Genomic DNA, 20,924 nt, shown 5'->3' with positions numbered 1-20,924 from the left:
AGGACATCTTTCGGAGGACACCATGGAAAATGCGCCCCGCTCTTCCCTGCACCCATTGGTCGGGATCGCCGCGGCCGCGGTGATTCTTTTCGCCGGCGTCGGCACGGCCCATTTCCTCGGCTGGCTGCCGGGAAAAAGCGAAGCGCCGCCCACGCCCGCCGTGAATGCGGAGACCACGCCGGCGCCGACGGCCGCGCCCGCCGCGCCGCCGGTTGCCGCGGCACCGGCGGTGGCGCCTTCGCCGGCCCCCGCTCCCGCGCGGAAAGCCGCGCCCGAGCACAAGGCGGCACCCGCCAAGCCCGCGGCGCAAGTCGTGGCGACACCCGCCGCCGTACTGCCGCCCCCGCCGCCGGCCAATGCGGTCTGCCAGGATTGCGGCAGCATCGAATCGGTACGTCAGGTGGTCAAGGAAGGTGAAGGTTCGGGCATCGGCGCGGTGGCCGGCGGCGTGCTCGGCGGAGCGCTGGGGCATGGCGTCGGCCAGGGTAGGGGCCGGGATCTGGCGACCATCGCCGGCGCGGTCGGCGGCGCCGTGTTGGGCAACAAGATCGAGAAGTCCCAGAAATCGGCCACGCTGTGGGAAACCACGGTGCGCTTCGAAGACGGTACCTCGCGGGTGGTCAGAAACGATTCACCGCCCGCCTGGCGCGCAGGAGACAAAGTAAAGGTGGTCAATGGTGCCATCTTGCCTCGCTGACCAAAGGGGGCAGTCGTAGAAAAAAGCCGGGGCGGACCCCCGGCTTTTTTCGTTCCCGTGACCGGGCTCCGGCGGAACCCGATCAGTGCCCGAGGGCGTTTACAACCAGCGGTCCAGCCGCGCCAACACGGCGTCCCGTCCCAGCACTTCGAGCACGGCATCGATCGAAGGCGACTGGGGCTGGCCCAGCAGCGCCACCCGCAGGGGAATCGCCACCTGGGGCATCTTCAGGCCCAATGCGGCGCAGGTTTCCTTGATCGCCTGGCTCAATGCGGACTTCTGCCATTCCGCCGCCGCCAGCCGGCCGCGCAGATCGGCCAGGGCCGCGCGGGCCGCATCGGTGAGGTGGGTCTCGATCATCTCGGCGGACGGATGGACCAGCACCAGCAAGGGCGCCACGGCGTCGGCCAGTTCGTTGAGGTTGCCCACCCGGTCCTTGTAGAGCGCCACCACCCGCTCCAGCACCGGCCCCGCCTCCGGGTCGATGCCCCGCGGCGCCAGGCGCCGGGCCGCCTCGGCGGCGAGATAGCCGTCGGCGGCCTGCTTGATGTACTGCTGGTTGAGCCAGTTCAGCTTCTCGGTGTTGAACTGGGCGGCCGAGGGGGTGATGTGGTCCAGGTCGAACCACTGTACGAACTGCTCGCGGGAGAAGAACTCGTCGTCGCCGTGGGACCAGCCCAGGCGCGCCAGGTAGTTGACGATCGCGTCCGGCAGATAGCCGGCATCGTCGAAATCCGTCACCGCCACCGCATTGCGGCGCTTGGAGAGCTTCTGCCCGTCGTCGCCGAGGATCATCGACAGATGGGCGTACTGGGGCACGGCGGCCCCCAATGCCTTGAGCACGTTGATCTGGCGCGGCGTGTTGTTCACGTGGTCGTCGCCGCGGATCACCTGGGTGATGCCCATGTCCCAGTCGTCCACCACCACGCAGAAATTGTAGGTGGGGGTGCCGTCGGCGCGGGCGATGATGAAATCGTCGAGTTCCTCGTTGGCGAACTCGATCCGCCCCTTGACCAGGTCGTCCCAGGCGACGACGCCATCCCGCGGGTTGCGGAAGCGCACCACCGGTTCCACACCCGGCGGCGGCGGGGGCAGGGTCTTGCCCGGCTCCGGCCGCCAGCGGCCGTCGTAGCGGGGCTTTTCCTTCTTCGCTTCCTGTTCCGCGCGCAGCGCCTCCAGCTCGTCCTTCGACATGTAGCAGTGGTAGGCGCTGCCCGCGGCCAGCATCTGGGCGATCACCGCCTTGTAGCGGTCCATGCGCTGCATCTGATAGAAGGGGCCTTCGTCGTGCGTGAGGCCGAGCCAGCGCATGCCGTCGAGAATCGCCTGCACGGCCTCGGGCGTGGAACGCGCCACGTCGGTATCCTCGATCCGCAGAATGAACTGGCCGCCATGGCGACGGGCATAGGCCCAGGAGAACAAGGCCGTGCGGGCACCGCCGATATGAAGGTAGCCGGTGGGGCTGGGAGCGAAGCGAGTGCGTACCGTCATGGAAAACCACCTGCGCAAAAGCCGGTGATTTTACGCGAGCGGGCCAGGGGGCCGGTAACCGGCATGCCGCAGCGCCGCCGCCGTTTCACGGGTTGGTGGCGATCCATGCCCACAGATGGGCGGCAACCAGCGCCCGCCACGGCGAGAACTCGGCCAGCCAGCGCCGCGCCGCGTCCTCGTCCATCTTGTCGGCGCCGCCCAGCAGCCGTTGCAGGCCCCGGCGCACCGCGGCATCGCCGTGCAGCGAACCGTCGAGCCAGCCGAAGCCGCGCAGCAGCGCATAGTTGACCGTCCAGGGGCCGATGCCGCGCAGCGCCAGCAACTGCGCGCGCATTTCCTCCACGGGCAGCGTCTCCAGCCACGAAGCCAACGGCAGCCGGTTTTCCGCCACCGCGCGGCTCAGTGCGAGCAGCGCCTGCGCCTTGGTCAGGGAAAATCCCGCCCGGCGCAGGTCCGCTTCGCTCAAGCGCGCCACCTGGGTGGCTTCCGGATAGCAGAGCAATCCGCCGGAATGCCGCAGGCCCGCCGCCTGGATGAATTTCCGGCGCAACGAGACCGCCGCGCCGACACTGATCTGCTGGCCGGCGATCGCCCAGGTCAAGGCTTCGAAAGGCGTGGCCGAGAGCGGCACCCGCAATCCCGGCCGCTGGGCGATGAGGCGCCCCAGTTGCGGGTGGCGGCGGTAGGTCCGCTCGAATTCCTCGATCGGCTGGGTGAGGCCCAGCATGCGCCGTGCCATCCGCGCCAGCGCGTCCCGGTCGATCTCGTCCCCGCCATCGACCGCCAGCTCCACCTCGGCCTGCCCGGACACGAAACGAATTTCCAGACGGGCCGCGCGGTCCGCCCAGACCAGGCCTTTTTGCAAGCCAGCGCCGACGACCCGCTCGGCCAGCGCCTGCGCGTCGCGGGCGTGAAAGTCGAGGACGTCGCGGGGTCGGAAGTCGGCCGGAAGAGGAATGGAAAAAGAGGCGCGGGAAGGCATCACGACCGGGCACACGACAGGAGAAGGGACAGCGGGCTGCAACCATAGCATCCTTGGCGTGCCGCGCTCGATGATGCGCGCCGCCGGCATCAGGCGGGACGCAGAGTTTCATTGGACGACCCCATAGAAAACGGCTATAGGGCACATAAAATAAAACTATTATAAATCATTGACTTACATCAACACCCATGAAGGCTATATGGATATCATTTGGCTCAATGCAAGATTTTTCCAAGCAAGGGAGCACAAGTATGAAAGTCCGTATCTTCTTCGCGAGCCTCGCTATCGCCGGCGCTGCCACGGCCTTCGCGGCCGATGAGCCGATCCAGCCCATCGTCGCGCCCAAGGTGGCCAACCCGGCCTTGGCCGAACTGGGCAAGAAACTCTATTTCGATCCGCGCCTGTCCAAGTCCGGCTTCATTTCCTGCAATTCCTGCCACAACCTGTCCATGGGCGGTACCGACAACATCAAGACCTCCATCGGCCACAACTGGACCGAAGGCCCGATCAACGCGCCGACGGTGCTCAATTCGAGCCTCAACGTCGCCCAGTTCTGGGACGGCCGCGCCGCCGACCTGAAGGCCCAGGCCGGCGGCCCCATCGCCAATCCCGGCGAGATGGCGTCCAGCCACGTGCTGGCGATCGAGGTGCTGCAGTCGATTCCCGGCTACGTGGCCGAATTCAAGAAGGTCTTCGGTTCCGACAAGGTGGACATCGACAAGGTGACCAAGGCCATCGCGGCTTTCGAGGAAACCCTGGTGACGCCCAATTCCCGCTTCGACAAGTGGCTGAAGGGCGACAAGAAGGCACTGACCGCCAACGAGCTCGCCGGCTACAAGCTCTTCAAGGAAAGCGGCTGCGTCGGCTGCCACAACGGCGCCGCCGTCGGCGGCAATTCCTTCCAGAAGATGGGCGTGGTCGAGGCCTACAAGGCCAGCAGCCCGGCCGAGGGCCGCGTCGCCGTGACGGGCCAGGACGCCGACCGCTTCAACTTCAAGGTGCCGACGCTGCGCAACGTGGAAATGACCTACCCCTACTTCCACGACGGCGCCGCCAACACCCTGAAGGAAGCTGTGGACACCATGGGTCGCATCCAGCTCGGCAAGAAGTTCACCGGGGACGAGAACGCCAAGATCGTGGCCTTCCTGAAGACGCTGACCGGCGAGCAGCCCAGCTTCAAGCTGCCGATCCTGCCCCCGTCCTCCGACGCCACGCCGCGTCCGCAGCCCTTCGCCAAGAAGTAAACGACGGAACCGCGAAGGAAAATGCCCTGGCCTGTGCCGGGGCGTTTTTGTTATCAGCTCGTGTATGGAGCGAACCCGCGCTGGTTTTCATCGACGACCAGGCTACCTCCCACCGACGATCCGTCCGGCGCGCGCCATGCGACCCGCCGCCAGCAGGGCGGCGACGAGCAGCGGGGCCATCGAGAGGTTGAGCAGTACCCAGCCAAAACGTGCATAGAGCCAGCCAGCCGAGAGCGAGGCGAGGGCGACGAGGCCGAAGACGATGAACTCGTTGGCCATCTGCACGCGCAGTTGCTCGGCAGGCCGGTAAGTCTGCGTCAGCAACGTGGTGCCACCGACGAAAGCGAAGTTCCAGCCGACGCCGAGCAGGATCAGCGCGGAGAAGAAGTGCAGGAATTCGAGGCCGGAGACTGCCACCGCGACATGGGCGAGCAGCAGTGCGAAGCCGATCTGCATGATGCGCGGCACACCATAGCGCTTGATGAGGGCGCCGGTAAAGAAAGAGGGTGCGAACATGCCGACCACATGCCACTGGATCACCGGCGTCACGCGCGTGCCCGGCAGGCCGCAGCCAAGCATGGCGAGCGGCGTGGCGGTCATCGCCATGATCATCGCCGAATAGCCGATGGCGGTACCGAAGACTGACATCAGCAGGGCCGGCTGGCGCAGGATTTCACCGAGCGGACGCGCCGCCCCACCCTGCGTCGGGCTGACGGCGGGCAGACGCAGGCCGGCGAGCAACGCGAACGCGACTACGCTCAACGCCGCCTGGGCGAGATAGGCGCCGAGGAACAGTTCGCCCGGAAACCAGTCGCGCCCCCACTGGCCGAGCTGCGGGCCGAGGAAGGCGGCGACGATGCCGGCAGCCACCACCAGCGAGATCGCCCGCCCCGCTTCGGTCGGACCACTGGCTTCGACGGCGGCGAAACGGTAGTAGTTGGCGAAGCCCTGGTAAGCACCGAGCAGGAAATGGCCGAGGACGAAGAGCGCGAAGGACTGCACCTGCAAGGCGTGAGCAGCGAGCAGGCTGGCACCGACACCGATCGCCGCGCCGCAGAGAAAGCCGGTACGCCGGCCAACGCGGCGCATCAGCAGCGCGGCCGGCAGCGAGGCGACGGCCACGCCGACCACCATCGCGGCGATGGGCAGCGCCGCCAGGCCCGCGTCTGGCGCAAGCTGCGCACCGAGGATGCCGGCGACCGCCATCGACATGACGATAGCCGAGAGCATCAGGGCCTGGCTCGCGGCCAGGCGCAATACGTTGGCGTTGGCGTTCAAAACACCAGCACCTTGTCGGCCGTGAGCGTCCAGGCAGTCAGTTCATCCATGGTGCTGCGGCAGACAGTTGTTTGTCGTTCATGCTTTGAGGTCTCCGGACATCGCCAACAGAGTAATTCCAGATGGCATGAGGAGTTTACTCGCGGAGAGGCTCGCCAGACGAACAGTGGTGAGTGTCAGATCAGCCAGGAGACGCTCTCCTCCGGGGCATACACGAGTTCGAAGCCCAGCCGGAGATTGGGGAACTGGAGGTGGCTCGCCAGATCGATGCTGTGCTCGGAAATTTCGCGGATGGCACGGCGGATCGCGTTGCCCACGGACTTCCGGTAGCGCTCCCGGTCGTCGATCGCGGACGGCACGTCGCTGCCGAGAATGCCGGTGCGGCGAAGCTCTCCCAGCAGCTGCTCGATGACGCCGGGAAAATCATCGCTCGGCGTACCCGGCTGCGGCAGCCGTTTGCGGTTCTCGATGGCGCTCTCGGCAAGGCGCCGGTAATGGCTCAGGCTGCTGTCGTCCATGCGCGACGCCGAGCGGACGAGAATGTTCTCGCGTTCCTTCGGCACGGTGAGAAACACGACGTCTTCGACCGAGAAGTAGCGGCCCGGGTAGGCGAGCAGGCATTGCAGGTAGGCCAGCCCCAGCATGTCCTTGAGCTGAAAGCGCGGCTGCCCCTGGAAACCGATTTCCCACCACGCGCCCATGGTGCGGAAGACGCTGCCGGCGCTTGCCGCGGCGGCCCCCTGCGCCGTGTCGCGCAACGCATCGAAGGCGAACTTGTAGCGCAGCTGACTGCGCACGCGCGCCAGCACGACGTCGGGCTCGAACGGCTTGGCGATGTAGTCGGCCGCGCCCGCCTCGAAGCCAAGGATTTCGTCGGCCTTCTCGTCCAGCGCGGTGATGAACATCACCGGAATGTGCTGCGTGGCGACCTGGCGCTTGATCTCCCGGCATACCGCGTAGCCGTCCATGCCGGGCATCATGACGTCCAGCAGGATCAGGTCCGGCAGCGGCCGCTGGCGGAGCAGCCGCAGGGCTTCGGCGCCGCTGTTCACGAGCCGGATTTCATAGGACTCGGCGAGGATGGCGACCAGCACCTGGAGGTGCTGCGGCACGTCGTCGACGATCAGCAGGCGCGGCCGGGCCGGACGCCTGGGCGGTGGATTCAGGTTCTTCAATGCCGGATCGGTCATGCCACGATTGTAGCAAGGCGGTGGGTACGGCCGGATCGCCCGGGTTTTCCGCTACACGCCGCGTAGCACATGGAGCGAAGCGTTCGCAGTAGCATTTCCAAGGGAAACACTGGAGTATTTTCAGCGAGGAGGACGGGTGGCGGCTATTTCGAAACAACGGCGTGGCGAGTCGGGGCGAGGATTGCCGTGACTCATCGTCCCTCATGAGACGCGCCCGATGAAGCTCCAGAAGGCTTCCCTGTCCTTTTCCATCTGCCTGCTGCTGGTGCTGGTCGCCAACACGTTCGTGCTTTTCGAGACCAGGAGCGCGCACGACAAGGTCATCGAAGCGCAGAACCATCGCCAGCAGGCGACGGCGCTGACTCACGAGCTGCAACAGGAAACCGAACAGCTGGCGAGCCTGGTGCGCGCCTACACCACCACCGGCGAAGCCCGCTACCTGTTCTACTACTACGACATTCTCGCCATCCGCCGGGGCGAGAAACCCGCTCCGGCCGAGTTCAACCCGAACAGCTACTGGAGCCTGGTGATCGCCGGCCGCATCCAGCACAGCCTGCCCAAGGACGGCCAGAAGAAATCCCTGCGGGAAAGAATGCGGCTGCTGGGTTTCAGCGAACGGGAACTGAACACCCTGAACGGAGTGCTGGCCGCGACCGCGGCGATGAACGAGATCGAGCAGATCGCCTTCGCCGCGACCCAGGGGCTGTACGACCCCGTCAAGCAGGACTTCGTCTCCGACGGCAGGCCCCATCTCCGGTTCGCCAGCAAGCTCGTCAATGGCAACGAGTACAACCGGATGAAGGCCGACCTCTCGAAAGCGGTCGACGACCTGTCGTCCATGGTCGATCAGCGCACCCGCGCCGACATCGCCGCGGCGACCGGCCGGCTCGACCAGCTGATCTCCCGCTCGCTGGCCCTGCTGATCGGCACCCTGGCGATACTGATCGGCGCCTATATGGTGATCCGCCGACAGGTGCTGCAACCGGTCGAGCGTCTGAGCAAGGCGGCGAAGCGGCTGGCCGACGGCGAGTACGCCACGCGCACGGGGCCGGTGCGGGGCGTCGACGAACTCGTCGCGCTGGGCAACACGATGGACATCATGGCGCAGTCCATCGAGAACGACATCCAGGCCCAGATCGTCACCCAGCGGGAGCTGGAAAGCGCGCGCCGCCACGCCGAGGAAGCCACCCGCACCAAGTCGATGTTCCTCGCCAACATGAGCCACGAGATCCGCACGCCGATGAACGCCATCATCGGCATGGCCTATCTCGCCCTCAAGACGGAGCTGACGCCGCGCCAACTCGATTACGTCGAGAACATCTACAACGCCGGCAACTCGCTGCTCGGCATCGTCAACGACATCCTCGACTTCTCCAAGACGGAAGCCGGCAAGCTCGAACTCGACCAGACCCGCTTCCGGATCGAGGACGTGGTCGCCAACACCTTCTCGCTGCTCGCCCAGCGCGCCCAGGAAAAGGAACTCGAACTGCTGCTCGACATCGCCGACCCGCGGCTGCTCGGCGACAACGGCACCCTGATCGGCGACCCACTGCGGCTCGGACAGATCCTCACCAACCTGCTGTCGAACTCGGTCAAGTTCACCCATCAGGGCCACGTCATGCTGTCGATCGACATCGACGCCTGCGACGAGGACGGCGAGACGCTGCGCTTCGCCATTCAGGACACCGGCATCGGCATGACCGAGGCGCAGCTGGGGCAGCTGTTCCAGGAGTTCACCCAGGCCGACGGTTCGACCACCCGCAGGTACGGCGGCACCGGTCTCGGCCTGTCGATCTCGAAGAAGCTCGTCGAATTGATGGGCGGCGAAATCCGGGCTGAAAGCACGCCCGGCGAGGGAGCGACCTTCGTCTTCACGGTTCGCTTCTCGATCGCCAAGCCCGGGCTGCCGCCGGCGCCCGCGCTGCCGGGCGTGGATGCCCTGCGCGTGCTGGTGGTCGACGACCAGCCGGAGAACCGCCGAACGCTGATCCGCCTCCTGTCGGCGCTCGGCGTGGGGGTGGCGCAGCCGCCCGCGGGCGTCGAGAGCGCGGACAGCGTCGCCGCGGCGCTGACCATGATCCGCCGAGCGCGGGAGGCGGGCCGCGCCTACGATCTGCTGCTGCTGGACTGGCTCCTGCCGGACCTGGACGGCGCCGCCTTGCTGGCGCAGCTCCGGCAAGACGGCGCGAAACCGCCGGCGGTCGCGGCCCTGGCCTACGATTCGGACGCGATCCGCGCCGCCGTCGCCAGAAGCGGTGTGGGTCTGTTCCTGTCCAAGCCGGCGCTGCCCAAGGCGCTGCGCAAGCTCGTGAACGGGCTCACCGGCAACAGCGCCGACGAGAGCCGCCCCGCCGCCGCGCAGGACCAGGTCCACAACTTCGCCGGCATGCGCGTGCTGCTGGTCGAGGACAACCGGGTCAATCAGCACCTGGCCATCGAACTCATGGAAAGCTGCGGCATCCACGTCGACGTCGCCAACGACGGCAAGGAAGCCCTCGCCAGGCTGGCCGGCGTCGCCGCCAACTACTATCACGCCGTGCTCATGGACTTGCAGATGCCGGTCATGGACGGCTACGAGGCCACCCGCCGCCTGCGCGTCGACCCGCGCTACGCCACGCTGCCGATCATCGCCATGTCCGCGCACGTCATGGCGGAGGAACACGAGCGCGCCGCCGCGGCCGGCATGGACGGGCACATCAACAAGCCGATCGAGCCGGACCGGCTGTACGCCACGTTGCGCCGCTTCTCGGCCGCGGCGAACCATCGCGAGATGCAACCGGCCATCGAGACCCCGGCGACGCCTGCGGAGCCTCGTTTGCCCACCATCCCCGGACTCGATACGACGGTCGGCATGCGCCGCTCGGCCGGCATGCACGACCTGTACCTGCAAATGCTGAAAGCCTTCGTGGACGACTTTTCCGGCTTCCGGCACGAGATGGCGCAGCTGACGGCCGAGCGGCGCTGGGCTGACGTCGAGCGGCTCGCCCACACGCTCAAGGGCCTGGCCGGGACGATCGGCGCCGGCGAAGTGTATGCCCTTGCGGCAACGCTCGAAACCGCATGCAGGAGCGGGCAAGCCGCGGCCGCCACCGCGTTGGCGCCGCTGCTGGAAAAACTCGAGCCGCTGGTGGCGGCCCTTCAGGCCCACCTCGCCGCGGCGTGCGCCCCGCCCCCGTCCGTCCCATCCCAGGAAACCAACGCCCCCGGCGCGATACCGGCCTGCCTGCCGCGCCTGCGGAAATTGCTGGCCGAGGGCGACAACGATGCCATCGATCTGTGGCAGGCTCACGAGTCCGAGTTCCAGGACATCCTGCCGCAGCAGACGATGTTCCGCATCGGTACGGCCATGAAGCACTTCGAGCTGGACGTCGCGCTGACCCTTCTATCCGAGATACCGAATGAGCAACCTGCCTGACCCCGCATCCCAGCGTCCGACCATCCTGATCGTCGACGACATGCCGGCCAACCTGACCCTGCTGACGAATCTGCTCAAGGGCCAGTATCGCATCAAGGTCGCCAGCAGCGCCGCGCGGGCGCTCGAACTCGCCGCGACGGCGCCGCCCGATCTCGTGCTGCTCGACATCATGATGCCGGAGATGGACGGCTACGAGGTCTGCCGGCGCCTGAAGGCCGACGAGCGGACGCAACGCGTGCCGGTGATCTTCCTCACCGCCAAGATCTCCGTCGAGGACGAGGAACTCGGCCTCTCGCTGGGCGCCGTCGACTTCATCCACAAGCCGATCAGTCCGCCCATCGTGCTGGCGCGGGTCAAATCGCAGATCGAGATCAAGGCCTGGCAGGATTTCCTGCTCGACCAGAACGGCTGGCTCACCAAGGAGGTCGACCAGCGCCTGTCCGAGATCAACCAGCTCCAGAATGCGTCGATCTACGTCATGGTCTCGCTGGCCGAATTCCGCGATGAAGACACCGGCAACCACATCGTCCGCACCCAGGAATACGTGCGCCTGCTGGCGCAGGAACTCGCGACCTTGCCGCGCCATGCCAGCATGCTGACGGGCTCCTGCATCGAACAACTGGTGCGCTCGGCACCGCTCCACGACATCGGCAAGATCGCCATCCCCGATCACATCCTGCTCAAACCCGGAAAACTCACCGTGGACGAGTTCGCGATCATGAAGACGCATGCGTTGCGCGGCTACGACATACTCATGCGCGCAGGCAACTTCATGGGCACGCACGGGGCAGTGCTCGCCTTCGCCAAGGACATCGCCCGGCATCATCACGAGAAATGGGACGGCACGGGTTATCCGGACGGGCTGGCCGGCGAGGCGATCCCCCTCGCCGCCCGGCTGATGGCGGTCGCCGACGTCTATGACGCCTTGCGCAGCACGCGCCCCTACAAGAACAGCATGAGCCACGAGCAAGCCGCCGATTTCATCATCCAGGGCCGCGGGCGGTATTTCGATCCCGACGTGGTGGACGCGTTCACCCGGCTCGCCGCCCGGTTTGCCGAGATGGCCGAATACTGGCCGGACGAATGAACCCTCTCCTCAGCCATATCAGAAACCCGACCACGGACTCCGCCATGAAACGAAAATCCGTCCTCCTGTTGTGCGCGCTGCTGCTGCCGCTCGCGGCCACGGCCGACGATGCCAGCATCTCCGGCTTCGGCACCGTCGGCTACGCGCGTTCCGACCAACCTTACGCCTACCTGCGCCATATCGACGACAAGGGCACGTTCGACAGCGACAGCGTGTTCGCCATCCAGGTGGACAAGAAGCTCGCCCCTGAATGGAGCGCCACGGTGCAGCTCAAGCTGGCGTCCTCGGTCAGCAGCGACAGCCGCTGGGATCCGACGCTGGCCTGGGCCTTCGTCTCCTGGCGGCCGACCAACGACTGGCTGTTCCGCGCCGGCAAGATACGCATACCGGGCTACCTCAACGCGGAAAACCTGGACGTCGGCGTCACCTACGATTACGCCCGCCCGCCCGCGGAGGTCTACTCGGTCTCACCCACCTTCAACGTCACGGGTGCCTCGTTCAACAAGGTCTTCGAACTGGAACGCGGCGACCTGACGCTCGACGGCTACTGGGGCAAGAGCAATACGGACTCCCGCGGCTACCTGCGCAGCGACGTTCCGGGCCTCGCCTCCGCCGGGCCGCAGTTCCAGCCCATCAAGCTCGAGGCCAGGGGCCTGGGGCTGACCCTGCACCGGGACGACGACATCTACGTGGTCAGCGCGCACAAGGCGTATTCCAGAAAGAAGGACGGCCAGCCGTGGACCGGCCCCGGCCTGGTCACCCTGCCCACCCCGCCCTTCCCCCCCGGCATCGGCTACTACGATGCGTCGGCGGGCGCTGGCGGTCAGAGCGCGAACGCCCTCGATACGTCGATTCTCTATGCGGGCGCCGATGTCGCCCTCGGCGGCGACGTGCGCCTGGCCGGGGAATACGTCCGGCGCAAGGTGGCGAACCTGCGCGGCGGCCTCAACAGCACCAGCGGCTACGTCTCCCTGCGCAGGCAGATCGGCCGCTGGACGCCTTACGTCCTGGGCGCCCGGCTGCTCTCGGACAGCAGTTCGCTGTCCATGTGGAAGGCGATCAACGGCAACACCGTGCCGCTCTTCGTACCCAATGCGGCGTTCATCAACGCCTACCAGCGCGCCATCGCGGACATCTTCTCGGGCTATGACCAGTCGTCGCTGGCCATCGGCACGTCCTATGCGCTGACGCAGACCAGCAAGATCAAGGTGGAATGGATGCGCACCCGCGTCGGCGTCACCTCGGGCCTGGTCGATGCGCCCCCCGGAGTCGATCTGAACCGGCAGCGCATCAACGTCTTTTCGCTGTCCTACAGCTTTACTTTCTGAGGAGGCGAAGCCGTGAATACGACAAGACTCCTTTCCCTCCTCCTGCTCCTCTCGGCAAGATCGGCATTGGCCGACGGCGTCGCGGTCATCGGCTCGGCCGAACTGCCGAAGCTCGACGGCGTCACCATCCAGAAACTCTTCACCGGCCGCATCGTCGAGATCAACGGAACGCGGATCAGCGTCGTCAATGCCGTCCCCGGCAATGCGGTGCGCAACCGCTTCCTGGCCACGTTCCTCAACCAGAACGACGAAAAATACATCGCCTACTGGACGGTCCGGAAATTCATCGGCAAGGGGCAGCCGCCTCCTGAGCTGGATTCCGGCGCGGCCGTCATCCGCTTCGTGCAATCGACGCCCGGCGCAGTCGGCTACATCGACGCCGCCGACCTGACGCCCGGGCTCAACGTGCTCAGCCGGAAATAACCATCGCCCGCCAATCCACTGAAGCTGCATGAAACGATCCTCCCTCACCCTATGGACCGGGTTGCTGCTGCCGCTTGCGGCCTCGGCCGGTGACCTGAGTCTTTCGGGATTCGGCACCGTGGGTTACGCGCGCTCCGACCAGCCCTACAAATACCTGCGCTACGTCGACGACCAGGGCACGTTCGACCGCGACAGCGTGTTCGGGGTCCAGGTGGACGCGAAAATCGCGCCGGAATGGAGTGCGACCGCGCAACTGAAACTGGCCCCCGCGGTCGGCAACGACAACCGCTGGGACGCGAGGCTGGCCTGGGCCTTCGTCTCCTGGCGGCCGGACAACGACTGGCTGCTGCGCCTGGGCAAGATTCGCGTGCCGGGCTACCTCAATTCGGAGAACATGGACGTCGGCGCGACCTACGACTACGTCCGCCTGCCTCACGAGGTCTATTCCGTTTCGCCGACCTACGACTTCAACGGCGCTTCGTTCAACAGGACCTTCGGCCTGGCCGACGGCGATCTGGTGCTCGACGGCTACTGGGGCAGGACGGACACGAAATGGCGCCTCCATTTCCGCGACGGCATCCCGGGCGTTTTACCCCCCGGGCCGCAGTTCACCCCGGTCGAGGTCGAATCCAAGGGATTGGCGCTGACCTGGCGCCGGAACGACGACACTTACCTCGCCTTCTTCCACCAGGCATCCGGCAAAAGCCCCATTGGCCAGCGCTGGACCTTGCCCGTCCTGGTCACGCCGGCGCCCGGCATCAGTTATTACACTTCCCAGCCGGGGCCGGGGGTGCCAAGCTGGGAGACCCTGGAGATGAACATCTTCGGCATGGGTGCCGACGTCGGTCTGGGCAACGGCGTCCGCCTGGCCGCCGAATACGTCCGGCGGCGGGCCCCGGACATCCCGCAAGGTGTGAACAGCGACGGCGCCTACGTCTCCCTGCGCCGGCACGTCGGCCCGTGGACGCCCTACGTGCTTTATTCGCGGTTGCGCACCGAGACCGGGTTGCTCGACCTCTACCAGACGGTGAACAACGCCGCCGTGCCGTCCTTCGTTCCCGGCGCGGCCGTCATCAACGCCTCGCAGCGCATGGAGGCGGACAAATTCGCGGGATACGACCAGTCGTCATGGGCCGTCGGAACGTCCTACGCGCTGACGCCGACCCGCAAGATCAAGGCGGAATGGATGCGCACGCGCACCGGCGTTGCCTCGAGCTTCATCGACGCGCCGATCGGCGGCAACAGCGGCGGCCAGCGCGTCAATGTTTTCTCGCTGTCCTACAGCTTCACGTTCTGAAGAGATGAGGCGGTGAAACCGGGACTCCTCGCTGCCGTACTTTTCCTGCTCGCGAGCGCTCCGGCACTCGCCGACGGCGTCGCCGTCATCGGCTCGCCCGACTTGCCGAAACTCGACAACGCCACCATCCAGAAACTCTTCACCGGCAGGATCGTCGAGCTCAACGGCACGCGCGTCACCGTCGTCAACGCCGCGCCCGGCCATGCCGTGCGCACCCGCTTCCTCGCCGCCTTCCTCAACCAGGGCGACGAGAAATACATCGCCTACTGGACGGTGCGCAAGTTCATCGGCAAGGGCCAGCCGCCCGCCGAGCTCGATTCCGCCGCGGCCGTCATCCGCTTCGTACAGTCGACGCCCGGCGCGATCGGCTACATCGATGCCGCCGACCTGACGCCCGGGCTCAACGTGCTGAACCGGAAATAGCCGACGACGACAACGTAGACCCGCATCACGGCTGGCGGGCCACGGCCCTCGGCGGCGCAGGGCGATGCTCCGCCCTCCCATCGCAATGGAAACACGGCCTGAGTTGAGCGGATTGCGCTGGGTCAATACAATTGACCGCCATGCGGAGCGTGCAATTCACGGCATCCGGAAATCGGAAATTTCTTCAATGCTCCGCCAGGAGAACCGTCATGGGCAATAAGGCACTCGTCACCCGGTTCATCGAATATCTCAACCAGGGCAACACCGCCGGCCTGGTTGGCATGTACGACGATGACGGTTATGTATGGACTTCAGGCGGCACGCTGATTTCCGGCAAGTTCGACAAGGCGCGGATCGCCGCTTCGGCCGGCGCCATTTTCGACGCCTTCCCGCAAGGCATCCATTTCACCATCCACGGCATGGTGGCGGAAGGCGACAAGGTGGCGGTCGAAGCCGAGAGCAACGGTCTGCATGCATCGGGCAGGCATTACAACAACCTGTACCATTTTCTGTTCGAATTCCGGAACGGCAAGCTGCTGTCGCTCAAAGAGTACATGGATACCGAGCGCGTGACCGACGTGCTGTGCGGCGGTCAGCGGCCCTGATCTGGCGAGGCGTCCACGCCCCGCTCCGTCGATGATGGGCTTACAGCCGTGGCAGCACCTGCTCGGCAAAGAGCCGCAGACTGCGCCAGGCCAGCGCCGGATCGGTTCCCCCGACCAGGGGCGCGATGTGCAATGAGCCCGTGTCGCGGATCACGTCCACCGCCTGCGCCGGCGTCAGGACGCGATACTTCCCTTCGGCCCGCAGGCTCGCCATATCCGTGGCGAAGGACTCGGCGTAGGCCCGCCGGTTGGGATGGCGCCAGGAACCGTAGGCGATGGCATCGAACAGCATGGCCGGGCCATAGTCGCGCCAGCCTTGCTCCACGTCCTCGGCGATGAACGTGGTGGAGGGCGCGTTGGGCAGCACGGCAAACCCTCGCCGCCCCCACAGGCGCTCGCATTCGGCCTGATAAACCGTCACCAGCTCCTGGTCGTCGATGGCCGGCAGAAACACCAGTCCGAAGCGCGCCGCGCGGCGCGCGGCGGCCTTGCTGTTGCCGCCGACGTACAGCAGCTGTTGCGCCCGCGAGACGGGGCGGGGCAGGACCTGCGCCGGACGCCCGCGATACTCGAAGGGCTGGCCGCGCCAGGCCTTGAGCAAAACCTCGATGCCCTCGTCGAGCAATTCGCCGCGACGCTCCCAATCCCGGCCCAGGGCCGCATATTCCTCGGGCCGATAGCCGATGCCCACCGTGATCGCCGCCCGGCCCCTGGCGATCATGTCCAGCACGGCAACGTCCTCGGCGATGCGCAAGGGTTCGTGCAGGGGCAGCAGCAGCGCCCCCACGTTGATGGCGATGCGCTCGGTGCGGCCGGCCATGGCCATGGCCAGCATCAGCGGCGAGGACAGATAACCATCGGCGGTCACATGATGTTCCGACAGCCCGATGGTGTCGAAGCCGTTGCCCTCGGCCCAGACCGCCATCTCCAGCGCCGCCTGATACCGCGCCTGATCGCTCGTCGGGCAGTCCGGCGGACGCCGCATATCGAAACGCATGACAAGATTTCTCATACCAATCCCTTAGCCTCAGGACAAATCCGATTGCAATTATTCTGAACCAGATATTGTTTTTGCTCAATGAGCGGATTACACTTTTTGCTCAATATTTGTTTCGGACACCATGCGCACCGGCACCAAGAAAAAACTTTCCCGCCAGAATGAAAGCGCCCGCAAGCGGGAGCTCATGCTCGACGTGGCCTCCACCTGCTTCGGCGAATTGGGCTACAAGGCCACCACGACCCGCGAAATCGCCCGCCGGTCGGGTGTTTCCGACGGACTCTTGTTCGCCCATTTCGCTTCCAAGGAAGCCTTGTTCGAAGCCGCCGTGGAACAGGTGCTGGCGCACTGGTGGGACATGACCCAGGACATCCTGGACGCGACGCCCGACGTGATCGACGCCCTGGAAAAACTGTTCCGGGCGGGCTTCGAATTCGCCGCCCGCTCCCCCCTCTACCTGGCGCTGCGGCGCCACGAGGGCGCCCCGACACCCCGCCTCAAGACCGCCATCACGGAAGCCAACCGGCGCTGGCTGCAGCAACTGGCCGACCTGCTGCGACAAGGACAGATCAAAGGCGAAATACGACGGGATCTGGACACCGCCTCCGCGGCGGATCTCTTGAATGAATTGCAGATCACCTACACCACCCGGCGCATGGGGCTGGGCATGCCGCTGCCGGACGCCATGACCGACACACTGCTTCAGTTCATGAAGAACGGACTCACCCCCACCAACAGCTAGAAGGAGACACCATGGGACGCTTTACCGAAGCCGAATTACGCGCAGCCTTCGACATCTACAACGACGCCCGGCGCCGTTCGCAGGAGACCGGGGACTGGAACATCTGGGCCGACATCTTCACCGAGGACGCCCACTACATCGAGCACGCCTACGGCGAAATGCATGGCCGCGAGGAAATCCGCAAATGGATCTGCGATGTGATGAAGCCCTATCCGCACATGCGCTTTCCCCAGAGCTGGAAGGTCTTCGACACCGAGACCGATGCCATCGTCTTCTGCTGCCTGAACACCTTTCCCATGGACGACCCCAGCGATGACCGCTTCCAGTTCCCCAACTGGTGCCGCGTCGTCTATGCCGGCAACGGCCTGTTCTCCTCGGAAGAGGATATCTACAACCCCTTCCGCGACGCCCCGAAAATGGCGCTGGAATGGCTGAAGGCCGGCGGCAAGATGCTGGCGCAGCCCATCCCCATGAAGCACGTACCCGGAAAGTAAGCGCCTCATCAGGGATCAGGGAACACCGGGTCAGCTGATCGGCGCGGCCCGGTAGCGCAGCCTGAAGGTACGCGCCATGCCTGGCGTGCCCAAGCGAAAACGCCCAACCGAGAACGGTTGGGCGCTGAATTTTGGTGGACCGAAAGGGGATCGAACCCTCGACCTCCGCATTGCGAACGCGGCGCTCTCCCAGCTGAGCTATCGGCCCGAGTATCTACGAAACGGCGCGGATTATATCAGCGCCCACCGGGCTTGTCGTGCCCCGGCATGGCGCCGGTGCATCAGCCCACCCGGCTCGGCTCGGGCAGGACGATATTGACCTCCAGTACCTCGTAGTTGTCCTGCTTTTCCAGCGACACCTTGATGTCGTCGGGGTTCACCCGGACATATTTGGAGATCACCTGGATCAGTTCCTGCTGCAGTTGGGGCAGGAAGTCCGGTGCGCCTCCTTCGCTGGACCGCTCGCGGGCGATGATCAGCTGCAGGCGCTCCTTGGCGACGTTGGCGGACTTGGGCTTGCTGCCGAACAGAAGATCGAGGAGCGACATGTCACTTGCCTCCGAACAGACGCTTGAGGAGGCCGGGCTTCTCGTAATCGACGAAACGCAGGGGTTTGTCCTCCCCCAGGAAGCGGCCCACGGTATCCAGGTAGGCCGCGGCAACGTCGGAGTCCTTGATGTGGATTGCCGGCGTGCCCTGGTTGGAGGCATGCAGCACGCTCTCCGACTCGGGGATGACGCCCAGGATGGGCACGCGCAGGATCTCCTGCACGTCCTTGTAGGACAGCATCTCGCCGTCTTCCACCCGCTTCGGCGAATAGCGGGTGACCAGCAGGTGCTCCTTGACCGGTTCGCCGCCCGCCTGGGCGCGGCGGGACTTGGCCTGGAGGATGCCCAGGATGCGGTCGGAATCGCGCACCGAGGACACTTCCGGGTTGGTGACCACGATGGCCTCGTCGGCGAAGGTCAGGGCCATCACCGCGCCCCGCTCGATGCCCGCCGGGCTGTCGCAGATGATGTATTCGAAGCCCATGTGCTCCAGCTCCTTGAGCACTTTTTCGACGCCGTCCTCGGTCAGGGCGTCCTTGTCCCGGGTCTGGGAGGCGGGCAGGACGAACAGGTTCTCGCAGTGCTTGTCCTTGATCAGCGCCTGGGTGAGATTGGCTTCGCCATTGACCACGTTGACCAGATCGTAGACCACCCGCCGCTCGCAGCCCATGATCAGGTCCAGATTGCGCAGGCCCACGTCGAAATCGACCACCGCAGTCTTGAAACCGCGCATGGCCAGCCCCGAGGAAATACTGGCGCTGGTGGTGGTTTTACCCACGCCCCCCTTGCCGGAGGTCACGACGATGATTCGGGTCACGGAAGACTCTCCCTCGAATGAATGGTTTCAAGACGCCGATTCTAGCGGGCGCCAAGTGCTTGCCTTTGGGGGAAAAAAGGGGAAATCCGGGGCTGAAAGGAACGCTCGCGCCGATTCCCGGCCGGCGCTCAGCCCAGGGACAGCGCGTCGAGCAGCAGCGTCTGCTGGCCACTGCCCGCTTCCAGACGCACCTGGACCGGCTTCTTGGCCAATTGGGACGGCAACCCCTGCTCGAAGGTCCGGTAGGTACCGGCCACGGATACCAGTTCCGCCTCGAAGCAGGTGCAGAGTATCCGCGCGCCGCCATCCCCGCTCGCGCCGGCCAGGGCGCGGCCACGCAGCGGCGCATAGACGTGGATGCTGCCGTCGGCGATCACCTCGGCGCCGGCGGAGACCATCGCGGTCAGGATCAGGTCGCCCCCTCGGGCATAGATCCGCTGGCCGGAACGCAGCGGCTTGTCCACGATCATCGCGGCGGCGGCCGGCGGCGCGGCCGGTGCCTGTTCCGCCGTCGGCTTGCGGCTGGGGCGGGCCAGTTCCGTCGCCTCGATGGCGACCAGCCCGACGTCATTGGCCTGGGCGGTCAAGGCCGCGCCGCCGTTGCACACCGCCACCGGCTGCAGGCCGTAATCCTTCAGCAAGGTCAGCAGCGCGGGCCAGTCGGCGGCGGTTTCCCCCGCCACCGCGGCCAGATCGAGGACTGCCGCGTCGCCTTCGAAAAAGCGCCGCTTGCCGCCGGGCATGGCGGCAAGCGCCTTGTCCAGGCCGGCGATATCCAGGGAGGCGAGAACGACGGACACCACCGAGAGGGAGGTGCCCTTGAATTCGATGGGCTTGGCAGCGGACATGGCGGTGGGTTTCATCATTGTTCCCGGGCGCCGCAGTCTAGCGGCCCGTCCCGATTCGGGCAATGGCCTGCCGAATCGTTACCCGCCGCATCAGGACATCACACCCTCCAGCACTTCACGGCCATGGATCATCTCCGCCACCGCGCTGAAATCGGGGCCGCGACGCAGGGAATGCCCACCGTCCACGCCGATGCACTGGCCGGTGATCCAGCGCGCCTCGTCGCCCAGCAGGAAGCGGGCAAGGTTGGCCACGTCCTCCGGCTGGCCGACATCGCCCAGCGGAGTGTTGTCCAGGTAGCTGCGGTAGGCGGCGCTGTCGCGCGGAATGCTCTCCATCATCTCGGTTTCGATGAAGCCGGGGCGGATCGCGTTGAAGCGCACCTTGAAGCGGCCGTACTCGTCGGCCGCGTTGCGCATCATGGCTTCCACGCCGGCCTTCGCCACCGGATAGGCACCGAAATACGGGTGGGAAAGAACGCCGGTGATGGAGGACATGCCGATGAAGGAACCGCCGCCTGCCGCGATCATCGGCCTGACGGCGTGCTTGACGCAGAGCATGGTGCCCAGCAGGTTGAGGTGCAGCACCCGCAGGAATTCCGCCGGGTCCTGGGCATGGTAGGGACCGGGCACGCCGCCACCGCCGGCATTGGCGATGCAGCCGTCCAGACGCCCCGTGGCCTCCAGGGCCACCGCAACGGCGCGCTGCACATCCGCCTCCACCGTCACGTCGGCGACGACCGTGCGCACGCTGCCGCCCCCTCTCGCCGCAGCGGCAATCCGGCGGGCGGCGCTTTCCAGGCGGCCCTCGCCGCGACCGCAGATCGCGACCGCCGCCCCGTCGGCGACCAGACGCGCAGCACAGGCCAGCCCGATGCCGCTGCCCCCACCGCTGACAAAATAGGCGCGGCCGGACAGCGGGGCGGCAGTAGACGATTCGGACATCACGGTATCTCCTCGATCAAGATGTATTGGCGATCAAATTATAATTTCGCGGCGGGACATACCTGAGCAATACCGG

The 20,924-nt window shown here is 66.0% G+C and carries 20 protein-coding genes and 1 tRNA gene; 11 read left to right on the top strand and 10 right to left on the bottom strand.

Features of this window, described 5'->3' with window-relative positions:
• Positions 1-22 precede the first annotated feature (22 nt).
• Entirely contained in the window at positions 23-697 is a 675-nt protein-coding gene (locus tag B9N43_RS15400; protein WP_145843077.1) for a glycine zipper 2TM domain-containing protein, read from the top strand.
• Positions 698-796: 99 nt separating this feature from the next.
• Here the strand turns inward: B9N43_RS15400 and gltX are convergent, their stop codons facing one another.
• A complete protein-coding gene (gene gltX / locus B9N43_RS15395; protein WP_145843076.1) occupies positions 797-2,188 on the bottom strand; it encodes a glutamate--tRNA ligase in 1,392 nt (463 codons plus the stop codon).
• Positions 2,189-2,273: 85 nt separating this feature from the next.
• Positions 2,274-3,170: a DNA-3-methyladenine glycosylase family protein gene (locus B9N43_RS15390; RefSeq protein ID WP_145843614.1), complete on the bottom strand. Its 897-nt coding sequence runs from the start codon at positions 3,168-3,170 to the stop codon at positions 2,274-2,276.
• A gap of 251 nt (positions 3,171-3,421) precedes the next feature.
• Here B9N43_RS15390 and B9N43_RS15385 point away from each other — a divergent pair, with 251 nt between their 5' ends.
• Positions 3,422-4,414 (top strand): cytochrome-c peroxidase, encoded by a 993-nt coding sequence (locus B9N43_RS15385; RefSeq protein ID WP_145843074.1) that lies wholly within the window; start codon positions 3,422-3,424, stop codon positions 4,412-4,414.
• Between the two features lie 102 nt (positions 4,415-4,516).
• Here the strand turns inward: B9N43_RS15385 and B9N43_RS15380 are convergent, their stop codons facing one another.
• Entirely contained in the window at positions 4,517-5,692 is a 1,176-nt protein-coding gene (locus B9N43_RS15380) for an MFS transporter (RefSeq protein WP_261379349.1), read from the bottom strand.
• A gap of 176 nt (positions 5,693-5,868) precedes the next feature.
• On the bottom strand, positions 5,869-6,882 hold the full coding sequence (locus B9N43_RS15375; protein ID WP_145843073.1) for a response regulator: 1,014 nt from the start codon (positions 6,880-6,882) through the stop codon (positions 5,869-5,871).
• Positions 6,883-7,099: 217 nt separating this feature from the next.
• Between B9N43_RS15375 and B9N43_RS15370 the strand changes: the two genes are divergently transcribed.
• From B9N43_RS15370 to B9N43_RS15340, 7 genes are all read left to right on the top strand, one after another.
• Positions 7,100-10,297 (top strand): response regulator, encoded by a 3,198-nt coding sequence (locus tag B9N43_RS15370; protein WP_145843072.1) that lies wholly within the window; start codon positions 7,100-7,102, stop codon positions 10,295-10,297.
• Positions 10,281-11,384, top strand: a complete 1,104-nt coding sequence (locus tag B9N43_RS15365) for a two-component system response regulator (protein WP_145843071.1) — start codon at positions 10,281-10,283, stop codon at positions 11,382-11,384. Before B9N43_RS15370 ends, B9N43_RS15365 begins: the two co-directional genes overlap by 17 nt.
• A gap of 44 nt (positions 11,385-11,428) precedes the next feature.
• Entirely contained in the window at positions 11,429-12,712 is a 1,284-nt protein-coding gene (locus B9N43_RS15360) for a hypothetical protein (RefSeq protein ID WP_145843070.1), read from the top strand.
• A 66-nt stretch (positions 12,713-12,778) separates the two neighbouring features.
• Positions 12,779-13,135 carry a hypothetical protein gene (locus B9N43_RS15355; protein ID WP_222428755.1) on the top strand — a complete coding sequence of 119 codons (357 nt, stop codon included), beginning with the start codon at positions 12,779-12,781 and terminating at the stop codon, positions 13,133-13,135.
• A gap of 28 nt (positions 13,136-13,163) precedes the next feature.
• Positions 13,164-14,432, top strand: a complete 1,269-nt coding sequence (locus B9N43_RS15350; protein ID WP_145843068.1) for a hypothetical protein — start codon at positions 13,164-13,166, stop codon at positions 14,430-14,432.
• Between the two features lie 12 nt (positions 14,433-14,444).
• Positions 14,445-14,855, top strand: a complete 411-nt coding sequence (locus B9N43_RS15345; RefSeq protein ID WP_145843066.1) for a substrate-binding domain-containing protein — start codon at positions 14,445-14,447, stop codon at positions 14,853-14,855.
• Positions 14,856-15,064: 209 nt separating this feature from the next.
• Positions 15,065-15,460 (top strand): nuclear transport factor 2 family protein, encoded by a 396-nt coding sequence (locus B9N43_RS15340; RefSeq protein ID WP_145843065.1) that lies wholly within the window; start codon positions 15,065-15,067, stop codon positions 15,458-15,460.
• Between the two features lie 40 nt (positions 15,461-15,500).
• Here the strand turns inward: B9N43_RS15340 and B9N43_RS15335 are convergent, their stop codons facing one another.
• Positions 15,501-16,457: an LLM class flavin-dependent oxidoreductase gene (locus B9N43_RS15335; protein ID WP_186453862.1), complete on the bottom strand. Its 957-nt coding sequence runs from the start codon at positions 16,455-16,457 to the stop codon at positions 15,501-15,503.
• 124 nt (positions 16,458-16,581) lie between these two features.
• Between B9N43_RS15335 and B9N43_RS15330 the strand changes: the two genes are divergently transcribed.
• Positions 16,582-17,199 (top strand): TetR/AcrR family transcriptional regulator, encoded by a 618-nt coding sequence (locus B9N43_RS15330; RefSeq protein ID WP_145843063.1) that lies wholly within the window; start codon positions 16,582-16,584, stop codon positions 17,197-17,199.
• Between the two features lie 11 nt (positions 17,200-17,210).
• Positions 17,211-17,693: a nuclear transport factor 2 family protein gene (locus B9N43_RS15325; RefSeq protein WP_145843062.1), complete on the top strand. Its 483-nt coding sequence runs from the start codon at positions 17,211-17,213 to the stop codon at positions 17,691-17,693.
• Positions 17,694-17,825: 132 nt separating this feature from the next.
• Here B9N43_RS15325 and B9N43_RS15320 read toward each other — a convergent pair.
• The 5 genes from B9N43_RS15320 to B9N43_RS15300 form a co-directional block, all read right to left on the bottom strand.
• Positions 17,826-17,901, bottom strand: a tRNA-Ala gene (locus tag B9N43_RS15320).
• A gap of 73 nt (positions 17,902-17,974) precedes the next feature.
• Positions 17,975-18,241 (bottom strand): cell division topological specificity factor MinE, encoded by a 267-nt coding sequence (minE, locus tag B9N43_RS15315; RefSeq protein WP_145843061.1) that lies wholly within the window; start codon positions 18,239-18,241, stop codon positions 17,975-17,977.
• A gap of 1 nt (position 18,242) precedes the next feature.
• Entirely contained in the window at positions 18,243-19,058 is an 816-nt protein-coding gene (minD, locus tag B9N43_RS15310; RefSeq protein WP_145843060.1) for a septum site-determining protein MinD, read from the bottom strand.
• Between the two features lie 128 nt (positions 19,059-19,186).
• A complete protein-coding gene (gene minC, locus B9N43_RS15305; RefSeq protein WP_261379348.1) occupies positions 19,187-19,924 on the bottom strand; it encodes a septum site-determining protein MinC in 738 nt (245 codons plus the stop codon).
• A gap of 72 nt (positions 19,925-19,996) precedes the next feature.
• Positions 19,997-20,848: an SDR family oxidoreductase gene (locus tag B9N43_RS15300; RefSeq protein WP_145843059.1), complete on the bottom strand. Its 852-nt coding sequence runs from the start codon at positions 20,846-20,848 to the stop codon at positions 19,997-19,999.
• Positions 20,849-20,924 lie beyond the last annotated feature (76 nt).

It is taken from the genome of Denitratisoma sp. DHT3 (genome assembly GCF_007833355.1).
Lineage (GTDB): Bacteria > Pseudomonadota > Gammaproteobacteria > Burkholderiales > Rhodocyclaceae > Denitratisoma.
The sequence above is the reverse complement of the archived record's forward strand: the minus strand, read 5'-3'. Positions and strand labels throughout refer to the sequence as shown.

Coding starts and splice junctions, on each gene's coding strand:
- B9N43_RS15400 (WP_145843077.1), top strand. CDS start 23: ATGGAAAATGCGCCCCGCTCTTCCCTGCACCCATTGGTCGGGATCGCC.
- B9N43_RS15365 (WP_145843071.1), top strand. CDS start 10,281: ATGAGCAACCTGCCTGACCCCGCATCCCAGCGTCCGACCATCCTGATC.
- B9N43_RS15390 (WP_145843614.1), bottom strand. CDS start 3,170: ATGCCTTCCCGCGCCTCTTTTTCCATTCCTCTTCCGGCCGACTTCCGA.
- B9N43_RS15385 (WP_145843074.1), top strand. CDS start 3,422: ATGAAAGTCCGTATCTTCTTCGCGAGCCTCGCTATCGCCGGCGCTGCC.
- B9N43_RS15370 (WP_145843072.1), top strand. CDS start 7,100: ATGAAGCTCCAGAAGGCTTCCCTGTCCTTTTCCATCTGCCTGCTGCTG.
- B9N43_RS15340 (WP_145843065.1), top strand. CDS start 15,065: ATGGGCAATAAGGCACTCGTCACCCGGTTCATCGAATATCTCAACCAG.
- minC (WP_261379348.1), bottom strand. CDS start 19,924: ATGATGAAACCCACCGCCATGTCCGCTGCCAAGCCCATCGAATTCAAG.
- gltX (WP_145843076.1), bottom strand. CDS start 2,188: ATGACGGTACGCACTCGCTTCGCTCCCAGCCCCACCGGCTACCTTCAT.
- minE (WP_145843061.1), bottom strand. CDS start 18,241: ATGTCGCTCCTCGATCTTCTGTTCGGCAGCAAGCCCAAGTCCGCCAAC.
- B9N43_RS15325 (WP_145843062.1), top strand. CDS start 17,211: ATGGGACGCTTTACCGAAGCCGAATTACGCGCAGCCTTCGACATCTAC.
- B9N43_RS15375 (WP_145843073.1), bottom strand. CDS start 6,882: ATGACCGATCCGGCATTGAAGAACCTGAATCCACCGCCCAGGCGTCCG.
- B9N43_RS15350 (WP_145843068.1), top strand. CDS start 13,164: ATGAAACGATCCTCCCTCACCCTATGGACCGGGTTGCTGCTGCCGCTT.
- B9N43_RS15360 (WP_145843070.1), top strand. CDS start 11,429: ATGAAACGAAAATCCGTCCTCCTGTTGTGCGCGCTGCTGCTGCCGCTC.
- B9N43_RS15300 (WP_145843059.1), bottom strand. CDS start 20,848: ATGTCCGAATCGTCTACTGCCGCCCCGCTGTCCGGCCGCGCCTATTTT.
- B9N43_RS15330 (WP_145843063.1), top strand. CDS start 16,582: ATGCGCACCGGCACCAAGAAAAAACTTTCCCGCCAGAATGAAAGCGCC.
- B9N43_RS15335 (WP_186453862.1), bottom strand. CDS start 16,457: ATGCGTTTCGATATGCGGCGTCCGCCGGACTGCCCGACGAGCGATCAG.